General features: G+C 73.1%; 21 protein-coding genes. 13 read left to right on the top strand and 8 right to left on the bottom strand.

Annotated elements, in window-relative coordinates:
- The first annotated feature begins 25 nt into the window (after positions 1-25).
- Entirely contained in the window at positions 26-406 is a 381-nt protein-coding gene (locus ABZ862_RS19415) for an STAS domain-containing protein (protein WP_360959602.1), read from the top strand.
- Positions 407-634: 228 nt separating this feature from the next.
- Positions 635-1,144, top strand: coding sequence for an EF-hand domain-containing protein (locus ABZ862_RS19410; protein WP_360959600.1), 510 nt, complete (start codon positions 635-637; stop codon positions 1,142-1,144).
- Here the strand turns inward: ABZ862_RS19410 and ABZ862_RS19405 are convergent.
- Positions 1,123-2,637 (bottom strand): AMP-binding protein, encoded by a 1,515-nt coding sequence (locus tag ABZ862_RS19405; protein ID WP_360959598.1) that lies wholly within the window; start codon positions 2,635-2,637, stop codon positions 1,123-1,125. The genes ABZ862_RS19410 and ABZ862_RS19405 overlap by 22 nt on opposite strands.
- Before the next feature lie 190 nt (positions 2,638-2,827).
- Here ABZ862_RS19405 and ABZ862_RS19400 point away from each other — a divergent pair, with 190 nt between their 5' ends.
- The 5 genes from ABZ862_RS19400 (at position 2,828) to ABZ862_RS19380 (ending at position 7,353) form a co-directional block, all read left to right on the top strand.
- On the top strand, positions 2,828-4,153 hold the full coding sequence (locus tag ABZ862_RS19400; RefSeq protein WP_360959596.1) for an amidohydrolase family protein: 1,326 nt from the start codon (positions 2,828-2,830) through the stop codon (positions 4,151-4,153).
- A gap of 13 nt (positions 4,154-4,166) precedes the next feature.
- A complete protein-coding gene (locus ABZ862_RS19395) occupies positions 4,167-5,333 on the top strand; it encodes an acyl-CoA dehydrogenase family protein (protein ID WP_360959594.1) in 1,167 nt (388 codons plus the stop codon).
- 5 nt (positions 5,334-5,338) lie between these two features.
- Entirely contained in the window at positions 5,339-6,310 is a 972-nt protein-coding gene (locus tag ABZ862_RS19390; protein WP_360959593.1) for an acyl-CoA dehydrogenase family protein, read from the top strand.
- Positions 6,311-6,720: 410 nt separating this feature from the next.
- Positions 6,721-6,846: a hypothetical protein gene (locus ABZ862_RS19385; protein ID WP_360959591.1), complete on the top strand. Its 126-nt coding sequence runs from the start codon at positions 6,721-6,723 to the stop codon at positions 6,844-6,846.
- Positions 6,847-6,864: 18 nt separating this feature from the next.
- Positions 6,865-7,353, top strand: a complete 489-nt coding sequence (locus tag ABZ862_RS19380) for an ATP-binding protein (RefSeq protein WP_360959830.1) — start codon at positions 6,865-6,867, stop codon at positions 7,351-7,353.
- 256 nt (positions 7,354-7,609) lie between these two features.
- Here ABZ862_RS19380 and ABZ862_RS19375 read toward each other — a convergent pair whose 3' ends face one another.
- A complete protein-coding gene (locus ABZ862_RS19375) occupies positions 7,610-8,536 on the bottom strand; it encodes a cyclase family protein (protein WP_360959589.1) in 927 nt (308 codons plus the stop codon).
- Positions 8,537-8,622: 86 nt separating this feature from the next.
- On the opposite strand from ABZ862_RS19375, the gene ABZ862_RS19370 reads away from it, so the two are divergent.
- The 3 genes from ABZ862_RS19370 (at position 8,623) to ABZ862_RS19360 (ending at position 11,907) form a co-directional block, all read left to right on the top strand.
- Positions 8,623-9,537, top strand: a complete 915-nt coding sequence (locus ABZ862_RS19370; protein ID WP_360959587.1) for an SDR family NAD(P)-dependent oxidoreductase — start codon at positions 8,623-8,625, stop codon at positions 9,535-9,537.
- A 166-nt stretch (positions 9,538-9,703) separates the two neighbouring features.
- Positions 9,704-10,843 carry an acyl-CoA dehydrogenase family protein gene (locus tag ABZ862_RS19365; protein WP_360959585.1) on the top strand — a complete coding sequence of 380 codons (1,140 nt, stop codon included), beginning with the start codon at positions 9,704-9,706 and terminating at the stop codon, positions 10,841-10,843.
- 14 nt (positions 10,844-10,857) lie between these two features.
- Positions 10,858-11,907: a Zn-dependent alcohol dehydrogenase gene (locus ABZ862_RS19360; RefSeq protein WP_360959583.1), complete on the top strand. Its 1,050-nt coding sequence runs from the start codon at positions 10,858-10,860 to the stop codon at positions 11,905-11,907.
- Here ABZ862_RS19360 and ABZ862_RS19355 read toward each other — a convergent pair.
- Positions 11,897-12,952: a helix-turn-helix domain-containing protein gene (locus ABZ862_RS19355; RefSeq protein WP_360959581.1), complete on the bottom strand. Its 1,056-nt coding sequence runs from the start codon at positions 12,950-12,952 to the stop codon at positions 11,897-11,899. The genes ABZ862_RS19360 and ABZ862_RS19355 overlap by 11 nt on opposite strands.
- A gap of 72 nt (positions 12,953-13,024) precedes the next feature.
- On the opposite strand from ABZ862_RS19355, the gene ABZ862_RS19350 reads away from it, so the two are divergent.
- The gene (locus tag ABZ862_RS19350; protein ID WP_360959579.1) at positions 13,025-14,347 is read left to right on the top strand and encodes an MFS transporter; all 1,323 of its coding nucleotides are present in this window, start codon (positions 13,025-13,027) and stop codon (positions 14,345-14,347) included.
- Positions 14,348-14,432: 85 nt separating this feature from the next.
- Here ABZ862_RS19350 and ABZ862_RS19345 read toward each other — a convergent pair whose 3' ends face one another.
- Positions 14,433-15,053, bottom strand: a complete 621-nt coding sequence (locus ABZ862_RS19345; RefSeq protein ID WP_360959828.1) for a flavin reductase family protein — start codon at positions 15,051-15,053, stop codon at positions 14,433-14,435.
- A gap of 198 nt (positions 15,054-15,251) precedes the next feature.
- Here ABZ862_RS19345 and ABZ862_RS19340 point away from each other — a divergent pair, with 198 nt between their 5' ends.
- Positions 15,252-16,496 carry a hypothetical protein gene (locus ABZ862_RS19340; protein ID WP_360959577.1) on the top strand — a complete coding sequence of 415 codons (1,245 nt, stop codon included), beginning with the start codon at positions 15,252-15,254 and terminating at the stop codon, positions 16,494-16,496.
- Between the two features lie 30 nt (positions 16,497-16,526).
- Here the strand turns inward: ABZ862_RS19340 and ABZ862_RS19335 are convergent, their stop codons facing one another.
- From ABZ862_RS19335 to ABZ862_RS19325, 3 genes are all read right to left on the bottom strand, one after another.
- Positions 16,527-17,306 (bottom strand): enoyl-CoA hydratase-related protein, encoded by a 780-nt coding sequence (locus tag ABZ862_RS19335; RefSeq protein WP_360959575.1) that lies wholly within the window; start codon positions 17,304-17,306, stop codon positions 16,527-16,529.
- 41 nt (positions 17,307-17,347) lie between these two features.
- Positions 17,348-19,579: an acetate--CoA ligase family protein gene (locus tag ABZ862_RS19330; protein ID WP_360959573.1), complete on the bottom strand. Its 2,232-nt coding sequence runs from the start codon at positions 19,577-19,579 to the stop codon at positions 17,348-17,350.
- A gap of 103 nt (positions 19,580-19,682) precedes the next feature.
- Positions 19,683-20,945 (bottom strand): oxygenase MpaB family protein, encoded by a 1,263-nt coding sequence (locus ABZ862_RS19325; RefSeq protein WP_360959571.1) that lies wholly within the window; start codon positions 20,943-20,945, stop codon positions 19,683-19,685.
- 272 nt (positions 20,946-21,217) lie between these two features.
- Between ABZ862_RS19325 and ABZ862_RS19320 the strand changes: the two genes are divergently transcribed.
- Positions 21,218-21,808, top strand: coding sequence for a TetR/AcrR family transcriptional regulator (locus ABZ862_RS19320; RefSeq protein WP_360959569.1), 591 nt, complete (start codon positions 21,218-21,220; stop codon positions 21,806-21,808).
- Positions 21,809-21,847: 39 nt separating this feature from the next.
- Here the strand turns inward: ABZ862_RS19320 and ABZ862_RS19315 are convergent, their stop codons facing one another.
- On the bottom strand, positions 21,848-23,059 hold the full coding sequence (locus ABZ862_RS19315) for an NAD(P)/FAD-dependent oxidoreductase (RefSeq protein WP_360959567.1): 1,212 nt from the start codon (positions 23,057-23,059) through the stop codon (positions 21,848-21,850).
- Positions 23,060-23,188: the final 129 nt, after the last annotated feature.

Raw genomic sequence — 23,188 nt, 5'->3', positions numbered from 1 at the left:
CCGCGAGATCCGGCGAGCGGAGGGCGTGGCCGTGGCGTTGAAGGTGACCGGCGACGACGAGTGCGGGTGGGCCGTGCTCCGGGTGGTGGGCGAGCTGGACCTGATGACCTCGCCGACGCTGCGTCAACGGGTGCACGACGTGGTGGCGGAGGGCCGCCACAGCCTGGTCGTCGATCTGTCGGGCGTGTACTTCTGCGACTCGAGCGGTGTCGGCGTGCTGATCGCGGCCCGGCGGCTGATCCGCGCCTGTCAGGGCCGGCTGCGGATCGTCCTGCCGGCCGACGACGGCGCCGAGGCCGCGCACGTCAACCGGGTGCTGGGGGCGCTGGGCGTACGGCGGCTGTTCACCGTCTACCCGGACGTGGCGAGCGCGGTCGAGGAGGAACCGGACCCCTTGTCGGCCTGACGACGGCAGCCGGCGACGGGACCCGGCGACCGCACCCGACCGCGGCACCCGGCGACCGCACCCGACCGGGCCGCCCGACGGTACAGCCGGTCGTGCGCCGGGATCACACAGTTGTCCCGGAATTCCCCCGGTCTTGGCACAAACGCCGTTTTCCGGCTCGCGGACGCCTCGCGGCGTCGTACGCTCCGTGCCAGATGACCCTACGCGACGTGAGGTGGTCCGAAACCCATGGTCAGCAGCGAGTACGAACGCAGGATCGCGGCCAGGTTCGCCACGTTCGACCAGGACGGCAACGGCTGGATCGACCGGGAGGACTTCAGCGGGGCGGCCAAGGCGCTGCTCGCCGAGTTCGGCGCGGCGGCCCGTTCCGACAAGGGCCAGGCCCTGTACGCGGGCGCCGAGGCGTTCTGGCAGGGCATGGCCGGGATGGCCGACCGGGACGGTGACCAGCGCATCACCCGGACCGAGTTCGTGACCGGCGCGGTCAAGCGGCTCCGCGACAACCCCGACCGGTTCGCCGAGATCGCGCGCCCCTTCCTGCACGCGGCCCTCCAGCTGGTCGCCGACCCGGACGGCACGGCGGCGGTGGACGACACCGTACGGGTGCTCCGGGCGCTCGGCGTGGGGGAGGACCTGGCCCGTACGGTGGCCGCCGGGCTCGACGCGGACGGCGACGGCAGGGTGACCGAACAGGAGATCGTGCCCGCGTTCGCCCGCTACTTCACCGTGCCGGAATAGCGCTCCCGCAGCTTGTACTTGAGCACCTTCCGCAGCGTGTCGCCCCGGGGAAGGGCGTCCACCAGCTCCAGCTGCTCCGGCAGCTTGTGCACCGCAAGCCCTGCCGCGCGCAGGTACGACGTCACCGCGCCGAGCGTCAGCGCCTCGGTTCCCGGCGGCTGTTCGACCACCGCGCAGACCCGTTCCCCGCGCTCGGCGTCGGGCAGTCCGATCACCGCCGCGTCGCCGACGGCGGGGTGGGCGGCGAGCAGGTCCTCGATCTCCTTCGCCGAGATGTTCTCGCCCTTGCGGATGATGACGTCCTTCAGCCGCCCGGTGAGCACCAGATGGCCGCCGGCGGTCAGCCGCCCGAGGTCACCGGTGCGCAGGAAGCCGTCCGCGTCGAAGGCGTCGGCCGTCTGGGCCGGGTCCAGGTACCCCTGGCAGACGGCCTCCCCGCGCAGCCGCACCTCGCCGTCGACGATCCGTATCTCCATCCCGTCCGGGGGCCGTCCCTCGGTGGTGGCGAGGTTCTCGGCGGTGTCGTCCGGCGCCCCCATCGTGATCATCGGCACCTCGGTCATGCCGTACCCGTGGGTGAGCTGCACGCCCATCTCACGGACCACCGCGTGATAGAGCTCGGGCGGTTTGGGCGCGCCGCCCCCGGCGAGCAGCCGCAGCGTCGGGACGATCCGCTCGCCCGGCCGTCTGCGCTGCTCGGCGAGGAACATCGAGTAGAACGCCGTCGAGCCGCCCGCGACGGTCACCCCGTGCCGCCGGTATTCCGCCAGGGCCCCGGGCAGCGCGAAGTGCTCCAGCATGACCGCCGGGAAGCCGTACAGCAGGAGCATCACCGTGTAGTCGGGCCCGCCGATGTGCGCGTACGGGAAGGCCAGCGAGCCCACGTCGTCCGGCGCCGGGCGCAGCGCGTGCCCGAGGCAGGAGCCGCCGGCGATCAGTGACCGGTCCGTGTGCAGGACGCCCTTGGGCGCGGAGGTGGTGCCGGAGGTCCAGTAGATCCAGCGGACCGAGGTGCCCTCGGCGGGCGGTGGCGGCAGCACGGCCGGATCGCCGTCGGGCAGGCTGCCGGGGCCGTACACCTCGAAGATCCCCCGGGCGCCGAGCCGCCGCGCCATCTCCGTGTGGTCGAAGCCGCGCCACACCCCGGGCACGGCGAAGAAGGCGGCCTTCGACTCCCGCAGCGCGAAGCCGGTTTCGCGGTCGCGGTAGAAGGGGATCACCGGCGACTGCACGGCGCCGAGACGGGCCAGCGCGAAGGACAGCACGGCCGTCTCGATCCGGGTGGGCAGCTGCCAGGCGACGACCGTGCCGGGCCGGACGCCCCTGCCGTACAGCCCGGCCGCCACCCGCTCGGCCCGGTCGCGCAGCCCGCCGAAGGTCAGCACGCGGTCGTCCTGGAGCAGCACGGGGCGCCCGGGAGTGAGGGCGGCACGGCGGTCCAGCAGGTCCCAGAGGGTGCGGGAGGTGCTCAGAGTGTGCGCGGTGTCGGTCACGTGGGCCCCCTGCGTGGCTGATGGCCGGCAACACAGCTGACGCTGCGTCAGATCTCGCGGAGAGCGTAGGGCCGGGCGCCTTGTCGGTCCAGGGGTGCGGGACTAGCCTGCTGGGCACGTCGTATCTGACGCACCATCAGAAAAATCGGGAAGGGACAGGCGTCCACGGACGCCGGGCGGAGGGCATCCCATGACAGACGGCACGACCGGCCGGACCCCCGGCCGCACCGCAGAAGGAACCTCCGGCCCCGCCGGGAGCGGAGCCCCCAAAACCCCCGGTCCCGCCGCGGGCGGGACCACCACCGACCTGCCCCGCATCATCAGCGTCGACGACCACGTCATCGAGCCCGCCCACCTCTTCGACACCTGGCTCCCGGCCCGGTACCGCGACCGCGGCCCGCACCCGCTCACCGCGGGCATCGGCGAACTCGCCTACGTCGGCGGCAAGTACCAGATCACCATGGACCCGGCCGGCCAGCTCACCGACTGGTGGATCTACGAGGACCTGAAGTTCCCGTACAAGCGCAACATCGCCGCCGTGGGCTTCGACCGCGACGAGATGACCCTGGAGGGCATCACCCGCGAGCAGATGCGCCCCGGCTGCTGGGACCCGGCCGAGCGGCTCAAGGACATGGACCTCAACCACGTCGAGGCCAGCCTCTGCTTCCCCACCTTCCCGCGCTTCTGCGGTCAGACCTTCGCCGAGGCGCACGACAAGGAGGTCGCGCTGGCCTGCGTGCGCGCCTACAACGACTGGATGGTCGAGGAGTGGTGCGGCGACAGCGGCGGCCGGCTGATCCCGCTGTGCCTGATCCCGCTGTGGGACGTGGACCTCGCGGTCGGGGAGATCCGCCGCAACGCGGCCCGCGGCGTGCGCGCGGTGACCTTCTCCGAGATCCCCACCCACCTCGGCCTGCCGTCCATCCACTCCGGGTACTGGGACCCGTTCTTCGCGGTCTGCCAGGACACCGGCACGGTCGTCAACATGCACATCGGCTCGTCCTCCCAGATGCCCGCCGCCTCCCCGGACGCCCCGCCCGCCGTCCAGGCGTCCCTCAGCTTCAACAACGCCATGGCCTCGATGATGGACTTCCTCTTCAGCGGCGTCCTCGTGAAGTTCCCGCGCCTCAAGCTGGCCTACTCCGAGGGCCAGATGGGCTGGGTGCCGTACGCCCTCGAGCGCGCCGACGACGTCTGGCAGGAGCACCGCGCCTGGGGCGGCGTCCGCGATCTGATCCCGGACCCGCCGTCCACGTACTACTACCGGCAGATCTACTGCTGCTTCTTCCGCGACAAGCACGGCGTCGCGTCCCTCGACGTCGTCGGCCGCGACAACGCCACCTTCGAGACCGACTACCCGCACGTCGACTCGACGTTCCCGCACACCAAAGAGGTCGCCCTCGACCATGTGAAGGGCCTGGACGACGAGACCGTCCACAAGCTGATGCGCGGCAACGCGATCCGCATGCTGGACCTGGACCTCGACAAGGCCCCGCAGACCGGCTCCGGCGTGTAGGCGGCCGGCGCCGATGGACCTCACGGACACCCCGCGGGAGCGGGAGTTCCGGGCCCGGCTGCGCCGGTGGCTGGCCGGTGCGCTGCCCGGCCTCCCGCCCAAGCCGCCCGCCACCGACTGGCCCGCCCGGCGCGCCTACGACCTCGGCTGGCAGCGCATGCTGCACGACGCCGGGTACGCCCACGTCCACTGGGACGCGTCCCCCACCACCCGGCTGATCTTCCTGGAGGAGACCGAACGGGCCGGAGCCCCCTACGTCGGCGCCAACTTCGTCGGCCTGCTGCACGCCGGGCCGACCATCGCCGTCGAGGGCACCGAGGCCCAGCGGGACCGCTGGCTGCCGCCGATCCTGCGCGGCGACGAGGTCTGGTGCCAGGGCTTCAGCGAACCCGACGCGGGTTCCGACCTCGCCGCGCTGCGCACCCGCGCGGTACGCGACGGCGACGACTACGTGGTCACCGGGTCCAAGATCTGGACCTCCCACGCCGAGGTCGCCGACTGGTGCGAACTCCTGGTCCGCACCGACCCCGCCGCCCCCCGGCACCGCGGCATCACCTGGCTCGCCCTGCCCATGGACGCCCCCGGCATCACCGTACGGCCGCTGCGGACCCTCGCCGGATCCGCCGAGTTCGCCCAGGTGTTCCTCGACGAGGTGCGCGTGCCGGTGGCCAACCGGGTCGGGGACGAGAACGACGGCTGGCGCGTCACCATGGTCACCCTGTCCTTCGAACGCGGTACGGCGTTCGCCGGGGAGGTCGTCGCCTGCCGCAGGGTGCTGCGCGAACTCGCGCACGAGGCACACGCGAACGGCCGCTGGGACGATCCGGTGCTGCGGCGCGCGCTCGGCGGGCTCGACGCCGAGTTCCGCGCGCTGTGGCGGCTGACGCAGTGGAACGTGAGCGAGGCGGGGACCGGGGCCTCGGTCGGCGGGAGCGGGCGCGGGGGCGGCGGGATACCGGGGGTCGGCGGCTCGGTGTTCAAGCTGCGCTACTCCCACGCCCGCCAGCGGCTCTACGACACCGCGGCCGAGGTGCTGGGCCCCGCCGGCCGGCTCGACCTGGACCGGCCGTGGACCCATGACCGCCTGTCGTCCCTGTCGTACACCATCGCGGCCGGCACCTCACAGATCCAGCGGACCATCGTGGCCGAGCGCATCCTCGGGCTGCCGAAAGGACGGTGAACGCCGTGCGGTTCCGCCTCACGGACGACCAGCGGGCGCTGCGCGCGGGGGCCCGGGAGCTGCTGGCGCGGCGCTTCGGACCGGAGGCGCTGCGCGCGGCGGCGAATGCCACGACCGGCCCCGTGCCCGGTTCCGTGCCCGGCCCTGGGACCGGCGTCCCCCGGCTGGACCGGCGGCTGTGGCGGGAGCTCGGCACGGCCGGGTTCTTCGCGCTGCGGCTGCCCGAGGCGGACGGCGGGGCCGGACTGGGCCTCCCGGAGGCGGTGCTGATGTTCGAGGAGGCGGGCAGGGCGCTGCTCCCCGGACCGCTGATCGCCACGCATCTGGCGGCGGGCGAGGTGCCGGGCGCGGCCGACGGGAAGACGGTCGTCACCGCCGTGGACTCCTCCGGCCTCGTGGAGTGGCTGGCCGAGGCGGACACCGTACGCGGCGACGCCACCGGGGCCGTGGCACTGCGGTCCGTGGACCCGCTGACCCCCCTGCACCGCGTGCCCGCCCCCCGCGTGCCTGCTACCCCCGTGCCCGCCACCCCCGTGCCCGCCACCCCCGTGCCGTCATCGCCACCGGATCCGCTCGCCGTCCTCCTCACGGCCGCCGAACAGCTCGGCACCGCGGGACGCTGCTGCGAGCTGGCCGTGCAACACGCCCGGGCGCGAGAACAGTTCGGGCAGCCGATCGGGGCCTTCCAGGCGGTCAAGCATCTGTGCGCCGACATGCTGGTGCGCACCGAGCCGGCGCGCGCGGCCGTGTACGCGGCGGCGGTCACCGCGGACCCGGCGGACATCGCCGCGGCCCGGCTGCTCGCGGACGAGGCCGCCCTCCAGGGCGCGCGCGACTGCCTCCAAGTCCACGGCGGAATGGGCTTCACCTGGGAGAGCGAGGTCCATCTGCACCTCAAACGCGCCTGGGTGCGGGCGTCGCGTGGCGGAACCGCCGCGGAGTGCGCGGAGACGCTGGCCGCCGGGCTGCTCGCCTGAGGCACCGCGCCGGTGCCCCGTCCGGGGCCGCCGCAGGACCGCGACACGGCCGGTCGCCGAGAATGTCGCGGATCGTGGCACACCGGAATCACGGAGCGTTGATACCGGGTTGTGTCCTAGGTGTGACTTGTCACGTCATGGAGTCGGCCGCCCGCTCCGGTACCTTCTGTGGGATGCGAGTGGTGCGGAGCATGAGCCATGCTGACGCGGTCGCCCCGGTGACCCCGCGTCCGAGGGCGCATGCCACCGCACGCAGGGCGGGAGCGGGTCCGGCCCCCGTCCGTTCGACTCGTCGGGACGAGCGTCGCACAGTATGCCGTACGAGTACTCCTTCGCGCTGGAATATGCCCGAAGCGCTTGTAGAGGTGACTGTACGTCAACCAAGCTGTTCTGCAAGGGAGTCACGATCCGTGACCGCCGTGGTGGCCGGCGTTTCGGCCCTGCGCGAAATGGCTACGATCGTGGCCTTCGTCATGGCGCGCGTAATGGCGCTCATGTGGCGCGAGCCCATGTGTCCGCCGGTTCGGATGGTGTGAGCGGTGCAGGTGCTTCAGGTGCAGTTGGAGATCCGGCCCGACCCCGCTGAGGTGGGGCGAGCCCGCAGCTGGGCCCGTTCGAGGCTGGCCGGGTCCGGGATAGCGGTCGATGAACCGCTGGCCGAGACGCTGATCCTGCTCGTCTCCGAACTCGTCACCAACGCCGTCGTGCACACCGGCTGCACGGCCGTGCTGCGGCTCTTCCTGCCGGGCGCCGCCGCCGATTCGGCACCCGTACGTCTGGAGGTCGCCGACGCCAGCACCCGCGCGCCGGTGCCGCGGTGCGTGGACGGCGACGCCACGGGCGGCCGGGGCCTCGCCCTCGTCGACGGCCTGGCCGACCGCTGGGGCTGGAGCGCGGAGGGCGCGGGCAAGAGCATCTGGTGCGAACTCGACCGCTGCAAGAAGCGGTCGGGGGCGGCGGCGGGGATCACGTCCTCGTTCGGGATCGGCGTCACGGCGTACGACGGCCTCGCGTACGACGGTCTGGCGTACGAGGCGGTCTAGCCCGCGTCGGCCGGTGCGCCGGAACGTGCTCCCGTGCGCGGTGCCCGCGAATCAGGCGTGACCGGCGCACCCCCCTCCCGATGTTGACGGCGTGTGACCGCTTGGCCACGCTTGTCGCAGCGATTCGCCGCGAGGGGACGGCGAGGGCCATGGCGACGGGGTCCTCGGCGAACGCGGGTCGTGCGGGTGGCGGTGCGCGCGAGGGGGACGGGGGTGGCGCGCCGCCGGCCCGGCCCTCGCGCGTCCGTGCCGCCGCTCAGAGAACGGCCACCGGCGCCACCGGAGTTCCCGTCGCCCCGGTGAAGGGCTCCGGCATGGCGGAGAGCAGGAACGCGTACCGGCCGAGTTGTCCACAGGCTGTGGACAACTTTTCGAGATTCCAGTTCTGTCCCTGGAGCATCCCCATCTCGACCAGGTCCAGGGCGTGCACCGGCAGCCAGAGGTCGTCGAGTTCGGGCGGGAAGATCTCGAAGGTGAGCGTGTCGTTGGCGACGGCGGCGACATCGCGCGCGTGGAACCACTCCGGCGTCCGCACGGAGAGCCCCGGCGACGGATAGCCGTAGGCATGCTTGTCACCGGCCAGGTACACCTGCACCTGCCCGGTCCGTACGAGCACGACGTCACCGGGGCGGACCCGTACCCCGGCGAGTTCCTCGGCGGCGTCGAGGTCCTCCGGGGTCACGGCGTGGCCGCCGTCGAGCCGGTCGACCCCGCGTGCGCGCGCCACGTCGAGCAGCACGCCGCGCGAGACGATGTGCGGCACCTTGTCGATGCCGGCGAACGCGGCGCCCCCGTGCGCGGTGATCGTCTCCGCCGGACGCCCGTTGTAGAGCCGCCCCGAGTGCGAGACGTGGCTCAGCGCGTCCCAGTGGGTGCCGGCCTGAAGTCCCATGGTCACCGCGTCGTCGCTGCACGCGACGGTGCCGGGACCGAAGATCTCCTGGTTGATCTGCACCATCGCGTGCAGAGGGTTGACGCGGCCGGGGATCATCCCGGTCTGCACACCGTCCTCCCGGAGGGGCAGCGCGAGCGGTACGCGCAGCCCGCTGCGGACACAGGCGGCGGCCTCGCGCACCACGTCGTCGGTGATGAGGTTGAGGGTGCCGAGTTCGTCGTCGGCGCCCCAGCGCCCCCAGTTGTTGACGCGCTTCGCGATGGCGTGGAACTCGTCCGGCAATGACATCCGGATCCTCCCCGGGGGTTGTCTCTTCACGTCCGGCCGGTCATAAAATCTAACGGTCCGTCAGAAACCGCGGGAAGGGGCCGGGCGTGGGGAACTTCTTGGCAGGCAGGACCGTCGCCGTGACGGGCGCGGGCCGGGGCATCGGACGGGCGGTGGCGCTGGCGGCGGCGGCCGAGGGGGCTCGCGTCGTGGTCAACGACTACGGCGTGGCCGCGGACGGCACGGCGCCGACGAGCGAGGTCGCGGAGGCGGTCGTCAAGGAGATCGAGGCGGCGGGCGGGACCGCGGTCGCCGTGGCCGACGACATCTCCACGATGGCGGGCGGACAGCGCGTCGTCGACACGGCCCTGGCGTCGTACGGACGCCTCGACGGAGTGGTGTGCGTGGCCGGCATCCTGCGTGAGCGGATGCTGTTCAACATGACGGAGGAGGAGTGGGACCCGGTGGTCGCCACCCACCTCAAGGGCACGTTCACCGTGTTCAGGGCGGCGTCCGCGGTGATGCGCGCACAGCGCTCCGGCACCCTGATCGGCTTCACCAGCGGCAACCACCAGGGCTCCGTCTCGCAGGCCAACTACAGCGCGGCCAAGGGCGGCATCATCTCCCTGGTCCGCAGCGCCGCGCTGGGCCTGCACAAGTACGGGGTGACGGCCAACGCCGTGGCCCCCGTGGCCCGTACGCGCATGTCGGCGAACGTGCCGATGGAACTCGCCGAGATCGGCGACCCGGAGGACGTGGCCGCGCTGGTGACCTACCTCCTCTCCGACCGGGCCCGGGAGCAGGGCGTCACCGGGCAGGTCTACACGATCGCGGGCCCCAAACTCGCGGTCTGGGCCCAGCCCCGCGAACTGAGGGCCGCGTACGCGGACGGCGGCGGCTGGACCCCGGAACGCATCGCGGAGTCCCTCCCGGGCACGGTCGGCACGGACCCGATGCCGATGCTGGAACGCCTGGCGGCAATGGAACGAGCGGCCCGCGAGGGAGCCCGCCCCAACACGTGAGGGGGTCTCTGCCAGCCCGTCCGGCGTTTGAGGACGAGGCCCGTTCAGGGCCGACAAACGGGGGTCTGGGGGCGCAGCCCCCAGGGACGGGAACGGGAAGGGGCGGCGGGGGCGAAACACCCCCACCCCGCCACACAACCCGCACCACACACACGAGGCGGCAACGATGGACTTCGGATTCGGCCCGCAGGACGAGGCGTTCCGCGCCGAAGCCCGCACCTGGCTCCGGGCCAACCACCACGCACAACCCCGCCAGGACTGGGAACGCACCCTCGGCGCCGCAGGCTGGATAGGCCTCGGCTGGCCGGAAGCCGGGTACGGCAACCGCAGAGCCACCCTCACCCAGCAGGTCGCCTGGGCCGAGGAGTACGCCCGCTCCGGCGCACCCCCACGCTCGGGCCACATCGGCGAGAACCTGCTGGCCCCCACCCTGCTGGCCCACGGCACCGAGGCCCAGAAGGCCCGCTTCCTCCCGCCGATCGCCGCGGGCGACGAACTCTGGTGCCAGGGCTACAGCGAACCGGGCGCGGGCTCCGACCTGGCGGGCATCCGCACCACGGCCGTACGCGACCCGCGAGGTGCCGGCCACCGGGTCACCGGCCAGAAGATCTGGACGTCACTCGCGCACGAGGCCCACTGGTGCTTCGTCCTGGCCCGTACGGAGCCCGGCTCGCGACGCCACCGCGGCCTGAGCTTCCTGCTGGTCCCCATGGACCAGCCGGGCAGGGTGGAAGTCCGCCCGATCCGGCAGCTGACCGGCACCAGCGACTTCAACGAGGTGTTCTTCGACGGTGCGCGGGCCGAACACGTGGTGGGCGGCGAGGGCAACGGCTGGCGCGTGGCGATGAGCCTGCTCGGCTACGAACGGGGCGTGTCGACCCTGGCCCAGCAGATCGGCTTCGCCCGCGAACTGGAGGACGTGCTCCGCACCGCGGTGAAGACGGGAGCCGCCGCCGACCCGGTCGTCCGTGACCGCCTGGTCCGCCAGTGGGCGGAGTTGCGCACCATGCGCTGGAACGCCCTGCGCACGCTGGGCGGTTCGGGCGACGCGGGAGCGCCGAGCGTGGCGAAGCTGCTGTGGGCGGGCTGGCACCAGCGCCTCGGCGAACTGGCGGTGCAGGTCCGCGGCGCGGAGGCGAGCGCGGGCCCCGCGGACTGGACCCCCGCCTCCCCCTACCGACTGGACGATGACCAGCACCTGTTCCTCTTCTCCCGGGCCGACACGATCTACGGCGGCTCGGACCAGATCCAGCGCACGATCATCGCCGAGCGCGTGCTCGGCCTGCCGAGACGAGCCGAGGGCTGAGAGGGGGCCGCACGATGCGCGGTGTGGTGTACGACGGACGGCGGGCGGAGGTCGTCGACGACCTGGAGGTACGGGACCCGGGGCCCGGCGAGGTACGCGTGTCGATCAGGGCGGCGGGCCTGTGCCACAGCGACCTCTCCGTGCTGGACGGCACGATCCCCTTCCCGGTCCCGGTGGTCCTGGGCCACGAGGGCGCGGGAGTGGTGGAATCGGTAGGCGCAGGAGTGGCACACGTCGCCCCCGGCGACCACGTATCGCTCTCCACCCTGGCCAACTGCGGCACCTGCGCCGAGTGCGACAGGGGCCGCCCGACGATGTGCCGGAGAGCGATAGGCCGCCCGACCCGCCCCTTCACACGGGCGGGCACCCGGCTGTTCCAGTTCGCGGCGAACTCGGCCTTCGCCGAGCACACGATCGTGAAGGCGGTCCAGGCGGTCCCCGTACCGAAGGACATCCCCCTGACCTCGGCGGCCCTGATCGGCTGCGGCGTCCTGACGGGAGTGGGCGCGGTGCTCAACCGGGCCCGTGTGGACCGGGGAGACACGGTCCTGGTGATCGGCACGGGCGGCGTCGGCCTGAACGTCATCCAGGGCGCGCGGATCGCGGGCGCCCTGCGCATCGTGGCGGTCGACGCCAACCCGGCGAAGGAGGCGGCGGCACGGCAGTTCGGCGCGACGGACTTCCTCACCTCGACGGAAGGGGTCCGCGACCTCCTCCCCACGGGCGCCGACCACGCCTTCGAGTGCGTGGGCCGCGTGGAGCTGATCCGCCAGGCGATCGACCTCCTGGACCGCCACGGCCAGGCCGTCCTCCTGGGCGTCCCCCCGGCCGCGGCGGAGGCGTCGTTCCAGGTCTCCTCGCTCTACCTGGACAAATCGATCCTGGGCTGCCGCTACGGCTCCGCCCGCCCCCAGCACGACATAGCCCTCTATGCCGGCCTCTACCGCCAGGGCCGCCTCCTCCTCGACGAACTCATCACGACGACCTACCCGATAGAGGACTTCGACAAGGCAAGAACAGACGCGGAAGCGGGCCACCTGGCCCGCGGGGTCTTCACGTTCTAGACGCCACGGGCTCCCCGGTATCCGCCTCCGCCCCCGTCCCCGCCTCCGTCCGGAACGTCCGCCGGTAAGCCGTCGGGGTCACCCCCAGGGCCGTCTGGAGGTGCTGGCGCATGGACTGGGCCGTGCCGAAGCCGGCGTCGCGGGCCACCTGGTCGACGGACAGGTCCGTGGACTCCAGGAGCCGGCAGGCGCGTTCCACGCGCCGCTGGGTGAGCCACTGGCCGGGGCTGATGCCGGTCTCCTCGCGGAAGCGGCGGGTGAAGGTGCGTACCGACATGGACTCCCGGGCCGCCATGTCGCGCAGCTGGAGCGGCTCGTGGAGGCGGGCCAGGGCCCAGCCGCGGGCCCTGGCTGTGGTGGTCTGCGCCGGGTCGGGGACCGGGCGTTCGATGTACTGCGCCTGGCCGCCGTCGCGGTGCGGGGGCACGACGGTGCGGCGGGCCGCCGCGTTGGCGACGGCCGTACCGTGGTCGCGGCGCAGCATGTGCAGGCACAGGTCGATCCCGGCCGCCACACCCGCCGAGGTCAGCACGTCGCCGTCGTCGATGAACAGCACGTCCGGGTCGACCTCGATCTTCGGGAAGAGCCGCTGGAGCCGGTCGGTCTCGGCCCAGTGGGTCGTCGCCCGGCGTCCGTCCAGGTAGCCGGCCGCCGCGAGGACGAACACGCCGGTGCAGATCGAGGCGATCCGGGTGCCGGGGCGGATACGGGCGAGGGCGGCGGCCAGTTCGGCGGTGAGTACGCCCTCCTCGTACACCGGGCCCAGCTTGTACGACGCCGGGACGATCACCGTGTCGGCGGTGGCCAGTGCCTCCGGGCCGTGCGGCACGTCCACCGTGAAGTCGGCGTCCGTCCTGACCGGGCCCGGCTCGCGGAGCGCGCAGGTGACGACCTCGTAGAGGTGGCGGCCGTGGGTGTCCCTGGGCCGGCCGAAGATCCGGTGCGGGATGCCCAGTTCGAAGGGGAGCAGCCCGTCGAGGGCGAGGACGACGACCCGGTGGGGCCGGAAGTCAGGGTCCGGTACGGGTTCCCGTGCGTCGGTCATGGCCCGATCCTAGCGGACACTGTCCTTCGGGCCAGTGGTCCGGACGGGTCCCCGCACCGCACCCTCGATGACGTGACCCAGACACACGATGCAGCCGCGAGCACCGAGACTCCCGCCGGCGTCCGCAGACACCGCGTCCACCGGGCGTGGTTCGTCGCCGCCGTCACCTTCGTCACGATCATCGGCGCGGCGGCCTTCCGCTCCCTGCCGGGACTCCTCATCGACCCCCTCCACGCCGAGTTCCACTGGTCCCGCGGCACGATCGGCGCGGCCGTCTCCGTGAACCTCGCCCTCTACGGCCTCACCGCCCCGTTCGCCGCCGCGCTGATGGACCGCTTCGGCATCCGCCGCGTCGTGGCCGTCGCGCTCACCGTGATCGCGGTCGGGTCGGGTCTGACCGTGTGGATGACCGCGGCATGGCAGCTGATCCTCTGCTGGGGCCTGCTGGTCGGGCTCGGCTCGGGCTCGATGGCGCTGGCGTTCGCGGCGACGGTCACCAACCGCTGGTTCACCGAGCGGCGCGGCCTGGTCACCGGCATCCTCACCGCCGCCTCCGCCTCCGGGCAGCTGATCTTCCTGCCGTTGCTGTCCTGGCTGGTCGCCCACCACGGCTGGCGTCCCGCCGCCGTCACCGTCGCCCTCGCCGCCCTCGCGGTCGTCCCCTTCGTCTGGCTGCTGCTGCGCGACCACCCGGCCGACACCGGCCGGCTGCCCTACGGCGCCACCGAGTGGGTGCCCAGGCCCGCCCCGGTGAAGGGAGCCGCCCGCCGGGCCGTACGGATCCTGCTGTCCGCCGTCCGCACCGGACCGTTCTGGCTGCTGGCCGGTACCTTCGCGATCTGCGGCGCCTCGACCAACGGCCTGGTCCAGACCCACTTCGTGCCCGCCGCCCACGACCACGGCATGCCCATCACGGCGGCGGCCTCGCTGCTCGCGGTCATCGGCGTGTTCGACGTCGTCGGCACGGTGGCCTCCGGCTGGTTCACCGACCGCTTCGAGCCGCGCCGTCTGCTGGCCGTCTACTACGCCCTGCGCGGCGTCTCGCTCCTCTTCCTCCCGATGCTCCTCGCGCCGAGCGTGCACCCGCCGATGGTGTTCTTCATCGTCTTCTACGGTCTCGACTGGGTCGCCACCGTCCCGCCCACCCTCGCCCTGTGCCGCGAGGTCTACGGCGAGGACAGCGCCATCGTCTTCGGCTGGGTCCTCGCCTCCCACCAGATCGGCGCCGCCCTGGTCGCCTACCTCGGCGGCGCCGCCCGCGACGCGTTCGGCTCGTACGACATGGTCTGGTACACCTCGGGCGCCCTGTGCGCGGTGGCGGCGCTGATGGCACTGATCATCCGGCGGCGGCCGGTCGCGCCGCGCCTCGCGCCGGCTGCCGCCGCGGCGGTGTGAGGACCGTCAGGTGCGGGCGGTCCTGCCCTGTCCACCGGACCGGAGGGCAGATCTGCCGGGCCGCGCGGGCAGACCGCCGAGGCCGTCAGGGCCGCAGAGCGGTGAATCCCCCGCGGTGAAAGACGAGGGGACCGTCGGGCGAGGTGCCGGGCGGCGCGGCCAGAGCGGTGACCCTGCCCACCACGATCAGGTGGTCGCCGCCGGTGTGGACGGCGTGGATCGCGCAGTCGAGCCACGCGGCGGCGCCGGTGAGGCGAGGCGCACCGGAGACCGGGGACGGCTCGTACCGCACCCCCGCGAACTTGTCCGCCCCGCTCACCGCGAAGGCACGGCACAGCGGGCCCTGGTCCGCGCTCAGCACGTTGACGCAGAACACCCCGGCGCGGGCGATGCGCGGCCAGGTCGTGGAGGTGCGGGCCACCATGAAGACGACCAGCGGAGGGTCCAGGGAGAGGGACGAGAAGGACTGGCAGGCGAAGCCCGCGGGAGAGGACTCCCCTGCGGCCGCCGGAGCCGTCACGACCGTCACCCCGGTCGGGAAACACCCCAGTACGCGGCGGAACTCCGCCTGGTCCACCGGCGCCCGCTCGTCGTCCCGGACGCAGCGCAGCTCGGGGCGGGGCAGGGGCCCGGCGCCGGGGTGCGCGCCGGTGCCCGTCCGCCTCAGGTGACGGACCGCGGCCGCCGCCGCTCCTGCGTGTCCCATCATCCCGCCATTGAAGCTGACGTCACGTCAGATGGGAAGCCCCGTACGGCGGGAGAGCGGGTGCGTGGTGCCGCTCGGGCGGACGCGGGGGAAAGGGAGAGGTACTTGAGGGCAACCGTCCCGGCCGCCCGCGAGGCGCTCTTTGCCAGCACCGATCAGGAGAGGTTTACTCGGTTTCTCGGAACGGAGGGGTCAGCGATGCATGCTCAGGAGCGACAGAGGGCGGCCGAGGCGAGGGAACGCGCCCGGCGCGCGGCCCAGGCCGGGCCCGCGCCCACGCCGTCCACCTCGGCCCCGGCGCAGCTCCTCCGCCTCCAGAACCTCGCGGGCAACGTCGCCGTCGGCCGCGCGCTGAGCGGCGGCAGCCGGCACCTCCCGACCGTCCAGCGCACCCCGGTGGGCGCGCCCCCGGCGCCCCCGCCGCCGCCGATGCCCGTCCTCAGCCGGGGCCCGGCCGCCGTGGCCCCCGCCGCGACCTCCGCCGACAACGAGTTCGAGCTGCCTCCCGAACACGTCGGGATCCGTTCCACCGTGCCCGACGGGCGGCTGCCGCTGCGGAACAAGCCGCTCGTCCGGCAGGTGATCACGCGCTACTACGGTGTCAACCGCACCGACATCGTCGACCTGATCAAGGAGCGGTACGAGCAGGTCAACCACGAAGCTTTCGTGGACACACCGCAGATGGAAGCGCTCAAGCAGAGCCACCGGCCCGGGTACAAGGACTCGGACGCCTACATCGCCGTCTCCGGCAGCGGCGGAGTGCCTCCGCACTGGCCGGTCGTCCCCGGCGGGCCCGTCAAGGTGCACAAGGGCAGCCTGGACGCCTTCCGGCTCGGCGCCCCCGGTACGGCGTTCACCGGTCTGGTGCGCTTCGGGGGCCATGACGACAACGGCGCGCCGAACGAGCCGAAGATCATCCTCTTCCCGACCCAGAGCACCGGCGAGTACCTGAAGCAGGGCGTCGCCGAGCATCCGCAGGAGGACCAGGACAACCCGCCGGAGATCCTGCGGGAATCGAGGGTGTACCAGGAGCGGTCCACCGTGTACACGACGCACGCCGCGTCGGGCGCCCTGTCCAGTCACGGCAAGCTGGCAGCCCACGTCTACGAGAAGGACAAGTACAAGCAGCTCGTCAAGAACCTCGAACTGGAGGACGCGGAGGACCTCCAGACCGCCGGTCTGACCATCGGCTTCACCGTGGTCAAGGGGGGCGGCTCGGCCGCCCACAAGTATTCGTTCGTCTCCCGCAGCAGCAACAACCACATGTTCGACCTGCTCTCGCCCCAGGAGAAGAGCGACCTGAGCCCGATGCGGAAGATGAAGCTGCGCGCCGATCGCAGTGCCAAGTTCGGCCACCTCGGGCTCCAGGCCAACGGTCCGGGCAGCATCACCAAGGAGTGGGGCGAGAAGATCATCGCCTCGGTCAACTCGGCCGTCGGGTAAGGGAGACGCGCGGCAGGGGCGGCGCGCGGCTCAGCGGCCGGTGTACCTCGCGGGGCGGCGGTCCTTGAAGCCCGCCACTCCCTCCTGGGCGTCCCGGGTCGTCATGTTCAGCTCCTGGGCCGCCGCCTCCGCGGCGAACGCCGTCGCGCGGTCCGTGTCCAGGGACGCGTTGACCAGCTGCTTGGTCAGGGCCAGGGCGCGGGTCGGGCCGGCGGCCAGGCGGGTGGCCCATTCCGCGGCCGTCTTCTCCAGCTCCGCGTCCGGGACGACCCGGTTGACCAGGCCCAGACGTTCGGCCTCCGGCGCCGGGAGCGCGTCGCCGAAGAACATCAGCTCCTTCGCGCGCTGCGGGCCGATCAGCCGGGGGAGCAGGTACGCGCCTCCCGCGTCCGGGACCAGGCCCCGGCGGACGAACACCTCGACGAAACGCGCCGACTCCGCCGCCAGCACCAGATCGCAGGCCAGGGCCAGATGGGCGCCCAGGCCGGCCGCCGTACCGTTCACCGCCGCCAGTACCGGCTTCTCGCAGTCCAGTACGGCCGCGATCAGACGCTGGGCGCCCAGGCGCAGCATCCGGGACACGTCGCCCACGACGCGCTCACCGGTGGCGGTGGTGCCGCCCCGCAGGTCCGCGCCCGCGCAGAAGCCCCGGCCCGTGCCGGTCACGACCACGGCCCGGACGTCCGGGTCCGCCGACGCCTCCGACAGCAGCGCGATCACCCGCTCCCGCATCCCGGGGGTGAGGGCGTTCAGGGTCTCGGGACGGGAGAGGGTGAGGTACGAGACCTGGGCGCGGGTCTCGTGCCGCACCCACGTCCCCTCGTCCGGCGACGGCGACGACGGCGGCGGCGTCACCGGCACACCACCAGCGCGTCCAGCGCCACCGCGCCCTGCCCGCGGGGCAGCACCAGCAGCGGGTTGATGTCCAGCTCCGCGACGTCGTCGCCCAGCTCCAGCGCCATCCGCTGCACCCGCAGGACCACCTCCACCAGCGCGTCCACATCGGCCGGCGGACGCCCGCGCACCCCCTCCAGGAGGGCCGCGCCGCGCAGTTCGGTGAGCATCGCGCGCGCCTGGTCCTCGCCGAACGGCGGCACCCGTACCGCCGCGTCCCGCAGGACCTCCACCAGCACCCCGCCGAGCCCCACGGTCACCGTCGGCCCGAAGAGGTCGTCGTGGGTCACCCCGACGACCATCTCCACGCCCCGCTCGATCATCTGGCAGACCAGGATGCCGTCCAGGTCCACGCCCTCGTAGCGGGCGATGTCGGTGAGCTCGCGGTAGGCGTCGCGGACCTGGCTCGCCGAGGTGAGGCCGATCTTCACCAGGCCCAGGTCGGTCTTGTGGGCCAGCCGCGCGCCGGACGCCTTCATCACCACCGGGTAGCCGATCTGCGCCGCCGCCCGTACGGCCGCCGCCGCGCTGGTCACCAGCTGCTCGCGCGGCACGCGGATGCCGTAGGCGCGCAGGAGCTGCTTCGCCGCGTGCTCGCTGAGCTGTCCGCCGGGCTGGAGCAGGGCCCGCGCCTTGCGGTGGGAGGGGGACGGGGTGCGGGGGGCCTCGTCGAAGGGGGAGCGGTAGGCGGCGGTGAAACGGTGGTGGGCGAGGTAGGCGCGGACCGCCGTGAGGCAGTTGCCCAGCGTGCGGAAGGTGGCCACGCGCGACGAGCCGAGGAGCACGTCGCGGTACGCCGGCTCGGTGCCGACCGGTGAGCCCCACACCACGCACACCAGCTTGTCCGTGGTCTCCGCCGCGTCCACCAGATCCCGCACCAGCCGGTCGCTGAGCGGCGGGAAGGGGCCGGTGACCGGACAGATCAGCACGCCCACGGACGGGTCGGCGAGGATCGCGTCGATGATCTGCCGACCGCGCCGGTCACCCACCGGATGCCCGCCGTTGTCGACGGGGTTGGCCACGCTCAGATACTCCGGGATCCACTGGTGCAGCTCGGCCTGCTTGGCCTCCGGCAGCACCGGAAGCCGCAGTCCGGCCGCGGTGGCCAGGTCGGCGGCATGGGCGCCGGTGCCTCCCGAGATGGAGTAGACGACGACTCCGTCGGCGCGCGGCGGCCGGGCGCGGGCCAGCAGGGCGGCGGTGTCCTGGAGTTCGTCCAGCCCGTCGACGCGGATCACCCCGAACTGCCGCATCGCCGCGTCCACGATGTCGTCCGCGCCGGTGAGCTTGCCGGTGTGCGAGGCCGCCGTACGCGCGCCGGCCTCGGTGCGGCCCACCTTCACGGCGACGACCGGCACCCCGCGGCGGGCGGCGCGGTCGGCGGCGAGGAGAAAGGAACGGCCGTCCTTGAGGCCCTCGATGTAGCAGGCGACGGCACCGGTCTCCGGCCGCTCGGCGAAGTACGAGAGGAAGTCGGCGGTCTCCAGATCGGCCTCGTTGCCGGTCGGCGCCCAGTGCGAGAGGCGGATGCCGAGTTCCTGGAGGGCGAAGACGGGGCGGCCCTGGTGCCCGGACTGGGTGATCAGGGCGATGGCCGGGCCGGTGAGGTCGTCGCGGAACTCCTCGAAGGCGTTCAGGTTGGTGTTCGGGCCGAGCAGCCGCAGTCCCGCCCGCCGCACGGCGGCCGTCAGCCGGTCCTGGGCCTCGGCGCCCGCCGCTCCCGTCTCCGCGAACCCTGAGGCGAAGGCGACCGCGAACTTCGCCTTGGCCGCGCCGAGTTCCTCGATCACCGGCACCGGGTCGGCGACCAGCAGGACGGCGAGGTCGACCGGTTCGGGCAGCTCGGTCACGGAGCGGGAACAGGGCAGGCCGAAAACGGCGGACCGGGTCGGGTGCACCGGGTGCAGCCGGGCGCCGACCCGCTCGGCCCAGGCCACCAGCTGCCGCGTGATACCGGTGTTGGGCCGCCCTTCCATGTCCGACGCGCCCACCACGGCGACCGACTCGGGGCGGAAGAAGCGGTCCAGGTCGGGCACGTCGGCGTACAGTGGACGGCCGCTGACGTCGAGGTCGTCCACATCGGCCGCCGTACGCCCGTGCACGGCGTTGCCGGGCCGGGGTTCGCCGCAGGCGATGACCCGGGCCCGCCGGGAGTCGGTGGTGAGGGTGCCGTGGGTTGATCCGAGCATCGTCCGCCCCGCTCCTGAACTCGGCGACTCCGTGACGCACCGGACCGGCGCGTCATGACCCGTCAAAACTGACGCTCTGTCAGATTACTGAACGGGAGCCTTGTCAGGAACCCTTGTGAACGGCACCGCTCTCACCGGGCCGCCGGCCCGTCCCGGCGCCCACCCGGAGCGCCCCCACATCGGGCGCGTCCGCCCCGAAGTACCGCCGCAGATGCCGCTGTACGAACCGGTCGCCGCGCCGCAGCAGATACGCGCGCCCCGCCGCACTGCGCCCGAGCACCTGGTACCGCACGACGTTGGCGGCCACCAGCGGCGGCACCGCCCAGGGCCGGGCGGCCGGCAGCCGCAGGTCCCGCATCCCCTCGCGGCCGAGGAAGTAACGCAGCATGCTCAGCAGCCGCGCCCGCGCGTACCGGCGCCGCAGCCCGGCGAAGTGCTCGAAGTGCAGCGCGCGCTGGGCGTCCACGAGGGCGCCCGCCAGTGGCGGACCGGCCGTACCGCCGTAGCTCTGGGCGAGCAGGAGATGGTAGTTCAGCCGGTGCTGCTCGAGCTCGGTGTCGCACAGCCAGTCCTCGTCGACGCCCATCAGATGACCGACGTACCTCCACAGATGCATCAGCGCCCGCGACTCGGCGCGGGTGACGCGGACGCCCAGCAGCCGCACCCCGAGCAGCTGCACGGCGTTGAACAGACCGAGGGTGGAGGCGAGATCGGACCGGTTGACCGGCAGGCCCCACCGCGCGGTGTCCCACTCCCCGCCCCGCTCCACCTGATGGTTCACCAGCGCGTGCATCACGCGTACGTGCACCGTGAGGCGGAAGCCCTCGCCGTCGCGGCGCATCGCGCCGGGCCCGGTGACGGCGGTCGCCCACTGCTGGGTCTCGGCGATCCTGCGCAGCGCCGATCCGCCGGTCAGCCCGCCGGTCATGACGAGCAGGTTCGGCGGCCCGTCGAAGCGGTACGACCCGATGAGCGCCAACTGGAGCATGACGTCGGCGGAGTTGCGGCCGAAGCGGCGGACGACCCGGCCGCCCTCGTCGACGAGGCCGAAGTCCACCCAGTCCGGCACCGGGTCCACGGCGGCGAAGAACTCCCGCAGCGGGCGCGGCGCTTCGGGCACGGCGTCGATCCCGTCGGCCAGCGCCCGCCGGAACTGCTTCATCGTGACCTTGTCCGGGTCCGCCGGGTCCGGGTTGCGCAGGGCGGCGGCCAGGGCGGCGCCGGTCTCGTCGCGGGCGGTCAGGCGCTCACCGATGGTGGCCAGCAGCGCCGGGTCCGTCCGGCCCCGGCCCAGCAGCAGGAGCCGCAGCGGTCTGCCCAGACGGCGGTTGAGGCCCTCGGTCTCCCGGAAACGGCTCGGGTACACCGGCGGCTTCGGTGCGGACGTCCTCGGCGCGGGTGAGTCCGGCGCGGGTGGCTGGGGCGCGGGTGTCCTCGGCGCGGGTGCGGCAGCGGAGACGTCAGGGGTCTCACGCTGTAACGGCTCGTGTGCGACCATGACGTGATGGTGACCGTCCCCCGTACTCGCGTTCAATTCGCGTTCTGACGCCCATGTCGTCGCCCCGTCCCGACGCGCGGCGCACGGCCGCCGCTCGCGTTTCGCCCCGCAGGACACCGACGCAGCAACGCTCCCGGGCCATGGTGGAACGCGTCCTCGGCGCGGGCCGCGAGGTGCTGGCCGAGCACGGCTACGAGGGTGCGTCGACCAGCCGGATCGCGGCGGAGGCGGGGATCAGCCCCGGCTCGCTCTACCAGTACTTCCCGCACAAGGACGCCATCGTCCTCGCGGTGCTGGACCGCTACAGCGACGCCCTGGTCTCGGCCGTCACGACCCGGATGTCCGGCCAGTTCGAGCAGCCCGCCCCGGTGGTCGCCCGCACCACGCTGGCCGCGCTGGTCGACGGGCTCGACGTGGAGCCGCCGTTCCTGCGCGCCGTGGTCGAGCACGGCCCGCGCCTGGACGACGGCCGCGCGCTGCGCGCCTTCGAGCAGCGCGTCGGTGAACTGGTCCTGGCCTACCTGACCACCCGGCGCGAGGGCCTGCGCCCGGACACCCCGCTCGACACGGCGGTGTGGATGATGGTGCGCACGGTCGAGCACCTGACCGTGCGCTATCTCCTCGACCGGCCGCCGATCCCGCGGGACCGCTTCCTGGAGGAACTGACCCGCCTGACGCTCAACTACCTCCGGCCGCCGGAGAAGCGAGACCCGCCGGCCGATCCGGCGTGAGCCCCGCCGACCGGTCCGGCAGCCGTGGGGACCCGCCGGTCACTCCGGCAGCCGGGCCAGCCGGTCCGCCCCGTACCGTACGACGGCCTTGGCGATCTTCTCCGCGTCGATGGCCAGCTCACGGAACATGCCGCTGATCGGGTTGGTGAAGCCGGTGAAGTAGAGGCCGGGGGCGTTCTGCGGGGAACGCCCGCCGCTCACGACCGGCCGGCCGCGCTCGTCCAGCACATCGAGATCGCCGACGAGCCCCTCCAGGGCGCGGACGTACCCGGTGGCCGCGATCACGGCGTCCGGCTCGATACGGGTGCCGTCGGCCAGCACCACCTTGCCGCCTTCGAAGGAGTCCACGGCGGCGACGATCTCGATCTTCCCCTTGCGTACGGCGTCGATCAGCCCGACGTCCTGCACCGGGATGGCGCCCTCCCGCACCCGCGAGTAGAGCCCGGAGTCGGGGCGCGGCAGCCCCTGCGCCGTCAGGTCGGGCACGCCGAGCCTGGTCACCGGCTTGGCCAGCCGGTCGACGAGCCGGACGGGCAGCCGGCGGACGAGCACGGCCGAGTACTGCGAGGGCCACCCGGCGGTGGACCGGCGCACGATGTGCGGCACCGTCCGCACCGCGAGCCGTACCCGCGAGGCCCCGCCCTCCACCAGGTCGACGGCTATCTCGGCACCGGTGTTGCCGACGCCGACGACGAGCACGTCGCGCCCGGCGTAGGGCTCGGCGTTGCGGTAGGCACCGGCGTGCGCGAACTCGCCGGAGAAGGACTCCAGCCCGGCCCAGTCCGGGATGCGCGGGGTGTGGTTGAACCCGGTCGCCACCACGACCGCGGCGCCGGTCAGTTCACGCCCGCCGGTGGCGTGCAGCAGCCAGCCGCCGTCGGCCGCGTGCTCGATGCGGGACACCTCGACGCCGGTGACGATCTCCAGGTCGTGGACCTCGGTGTACTTCTCCAGGTAGCGCACCACGTCGTCCCGGGCGACCCACCGCCCGAACCGGCGCGGCATCGGCAGCCCCGGCAGGGCGGACATGCGCCGCGTGGTGTGCAGCCGCAGCCGGTCGTAGTGCTTGCGCCACGACGACCCGACGCGGTCGGACCGCTCCAGTACGACGGCGCGGATGCCCCGGGCGCGCAGCTCGTACGCCACAGAGAGGCCGCCGGGGCCGCCTCCGACGACGTAGACGGGGTGCTCGGCGGTGGGCGCGGCGCCGGTCGGCGCGGCGGGGGTCGGGGGGTTGGACGAGTCGGCCATGAGCGCGAGCGTAATGTCACCCACCGTTGATGGGTCTCGGTCAAGAGGGGAATTGATTGCGGATCGATCACGGCTGGGGGAGGGAGGGGTGGGATGTGTGGCGTAGCGGCCCCGGTCGCGGGGTTCCGG

This window comes from Streptomyces sp. NPDC047000, from assembly GCF_040644295.1.
GTDB lineage: Bacteria > Actinomycetota > Actinomycetes > Streptomycetales > Streptomycetaceae > Streptomyces.
Note: the sequence above shows the minus strand (reverse complement) of the source record. Positions and strands in the feature narration are given on the sequence as shown.